The sequence below is a fragment of the Cyanobium sp. Aljojuca 7A6 genome, assembly GCF_024346455.1.
Lineage (GTDB): Bacteria > Cyanobacteriota > Cyanobacteriia > PCC-6307 > Cyanobiaceae > Cyanobium.
Map to the genome: position 1 here is coordinate 1 of NZ_JAGQCY010000032.1, position 2,885 is coordinate 2,885.

Sequence of the window (2,885 nt, forward strand, 5' to 3'; positions counted from 1 at the left end):
GTCCGTTTCTTGGCCGTGGTCTGCTCGTAATCACCAAACCCAAGCTGCTTACCACCCATGAACCCAGCCCTTACCTGCGATCACAGGGCAATTTTCGCGTGAGTGCGCCGGCTTTTCCAGGGTCTCCCTAACTGTTCGCTCAAGCGTTAGCGCCACGCACAAGACACAACCTCACACCCATCAACGCCCCTGGCTCCTTCGGAGTAGATCGCTGCCCAGCAGGTCGCCGATCCGTTGGGCCAGCACGTCGAAGCAGGCGGAGAAGGCCGTTCTGGCTTCTTCGATCTCTGTGTGCGCTGCAGGGTCGGGCAGCCCCCAATGCAGCCGCGTGGTGTCGGCTGGCAGCGGGTCGCAGTGACGGGCCGCGTGATCGCACACGGTGATCACCAGATCGAACGGGTCGGCCGACGCCTCCAGCACCGCCGCCAGGCTCTTGCTGGTGAACCGGCCGGGGTCGACGGGCAGGCGGCTGATCTGCTCCAGCGCCAGCGGATGGACCCGCCCGGTGGGGGCACTGCCGGCGCTGGCGACCTCAACGCCCCCCTGACCAAGGGCCTGAAACAGGGCTTCCGCCATGATGCTGCGCGCCGAATTGCCGGTGCACACCACCAGCACCCGCTGCCTGGTTCTCTTCGTCATGAGGTTGCTGCTGAAAGGGTGGACAGGGGCGGCACCCGTCGTCGGGCCGTGGTGAACCGCTCTGGAACTACCGACAGCAGGCGGAATCGGATGGCCGCGCCTGGCGTCCGCCCGTCCTGCACAGGCAACGCCCCACGCGCGCTTATTCAAGGAAGACCCCTGATTCTTGAATAAGCTGCAGGCTTGTTCAAGGTTCGCGGGGGTCACCATGCAACGTGACGACACGGGCCGCTACGAGATCACCAGCACCGCTGGGGAGTCCATTCGCGCCTTCGTGCCGGCCCCGTTGCCGCCAGAGCCGCCCGTTCTGCTCGAGGGCGGCCTGCAGGCACTGCACGAGCGGGCGCTGCTGGCTTGCGGGCGCCTGGATGGCGTGTCAGCCCTGCTGCCCGACCGGGAACTCTTTCTCTACGCCTACGTGCGGCGGGAGGCTCTGCTGTCCTCCCAGATCGAGGGCACCCAGTCGTCCCTCTCGGATCTGCTGCTGTTTGAGCTGGAGGAGGCCCCTGGGGTTCCATTCGACGATGTAGTCGAGGTCTCCAGCTACGTAGCGGGGCTGGAGCACGGCCTGGGACGGCTGCGGGAAGGCTTCCCTCTCTCCTCCCGCTTGCTGAGGGAGGTCCACGCCCGGCTACTGGCCAGGGGCCGCGGAGCCGATCGGTTGCCGGGGGAGTTCCGCCGCAGCCAGAACTGGATCGGCGGCACCCGACCCGGCAACGCCAGCTTTGTGCCGCCGCCTCCGGGGCTGGTGGAGCCGTGCATGGGCCAGTTGGAACAATTCATCCATGGCACGCCAGACGGGGCCCATGCCCTGCCGGTGTTGGTGCGGGCCGCTCTGGCGCATGTGCAGTTCGAAACGATCCACCCCTTCCTCGACGGCAACGGCCGTCTGGGCCGGCTGCTGATCGTGTTGGTGCTGATCGATGCCGGGGTGCTGCAGCAGCCACTTCTCTATCTCAGCTTGTTCTTCAAGCAGCACCGCAGCCGCTACTACGAGCTGCTCAATGGCGTGCGCCAGAACGGCGACTGGGAGGCCTGGATTGACTTTTTCCTGGAAGGCGTGGAGAGCACGGCGACAGCCGCAGTTGCCACCGCTCACCGGCTGCTGGCGTTGTTCCGCTCCGACGAGGACCGTCTGAGCGGGCTGGGTCGCTCCGGGCCCAGTGTGCGCCAGGTGTTTACGGCCCTGTGCAGACGCCCACTCAACAGCATCAAACAGCTCAGCGCCGTCTGCAGCCTGAGCTTCCCCACGACAGCCAAAGCCCTGGAAACCCTTGTGGACCTGGGCATCGCGCGCGAGATCACCGGCGGCCAGCGCCATCGCCTCTTTGCCTACGACGCCTATCTGGCAATCCTCAGCGAAGGGGCCGAGCCGCTGTGAAAGGGCCTGGTGCCCTGCGCATGGCAACCGGATGCGGCGCAGCCCCTCCAGGGCGCTCAACCACACCAAACGAACCAGCGGCGGCTGATCTGGAACAGAGTGGAGCGGTTGCCGAGGTGGCTGTGCTGATGGGTGGCCGTGCACTTGCTCTGGTGTGTGGGCTGGGGCTGCTGGCGCAGGCGTCGCCGGCTCGCACCGACGAGGTGATCGGCCGTCCTGGCGACGGTGGGGTGATCACGGTGCGGCCGAACACCCAGCTGGACAGCCGCCAGGGTCTGGGGCGCTTCGTGGGCATCTCGGGTGCCAACAGCGGGGCGCGCACGCTCTCGCTCAACCGCGTCGTCATCCCGCCGGGTGCCAAGGCCCGCGCCCATCTCCACCGCAACTACGAGACGGCGATCTACCTGCTGCAGGGAACGGTGGAAACCCGCTATGGCGCCGGCCTGCGCCAGCGGGTGGTGAACCGCGCCGGCGATTTCATCTTCATTCCCGCCGATCTTCCCCATCAACCGGTGAACCTCAGCGCTACCGAGCCAGCGATCGCCATCGTCACCCGCTCCGACCCCAATGAGCAGGAAAGCGTGTTGCTGCTCGACGATCAGGGTCAGCCCCTGCCGGCTCACCTCCAGCACGGCCACGTCCATCCCTGAGCCGATTGGCTGCCTGAGGGTGGGAGGCGTTGCTGCTCAGGCAAGAACCTCCATCTGCAGCAGCGCTGCAGCCTGCTTGAGCCGGCGATTGCCCGGTGTCAACTACGTAGGCGGGTCGCGTCAATTACGTAGGCGGATAGGAGGCCCCACCCCCCTGCGATGGCAGGGGGGTGGCACGCGCTGTTGCCGTGGATCGGTTGGCGGGTAATTGACGC

Annotated in this window: 3 protein-coding genes; 2 read left to right on the forward strand and 1 reads right to left on the reverse strand. The window is 66.6% G+C overall.

Features of this window, described 5'->3' with window-relative positions:
- Positions 1 to 180 precede the first annotated feature (180 nt).
- Positions 181 to 639, reverse strand: coding sequence for an arsenate reductase ArsC (locus KBY95_RS16215; protein ID WP_254966322.1), 459 nt, complete (start codon positions 637 to 639; stop codon positions 181 to 183).
- 208 nt (positions 640 to 847) lie between these two features.
- Here KBY95_RS16215 and KBY95_RS16220 point away from each other — a divergent pair, with 208 nt between their 5' ends.
- Positions 848 to 2,020, forward strand: coding sequence for a Fic family protein (locus tag KBY95_RS16220; protein WP_254966323.1), 1,173 nt, complete (start codon positions 848 to 850; stop codon positions 2,018 to 2,020).
- 116 nt (positions 2,021 to 2,136) lie between these two features.
- Positions 2,137 to 2,670 (forward strand): cupin domain-containing protein, encoded by a 534-nt coding sequence (locus KBY95_RS16225; RefSeq protein WP_254966324.1) that lies wholly within the window; start codon positions 2,137 to 2,139, stop codon positions 2,668 to 2,670.
- The last annotated feature ends 215 nt before the right edge of the window (positions 2,671 to 2,885 follow it).

Bases quoted from the DNA above. Each gene is read 5' to 3' on its own strand.
- KBY95_RS16220 (WP_254966323.1), top strand. From the start codon at position 848: ATGCAACGTGACGACACGGGCCGCTACGAGATCACCAGCACCGCTGGG.
- KBY95_RS16215 (WP_254966322.1), bottom strand. From the start codon at position 639: ATGACGAAGAGAACCAGGCAGCGGGTGCTGGTGGTGTGCACCGGCAAT.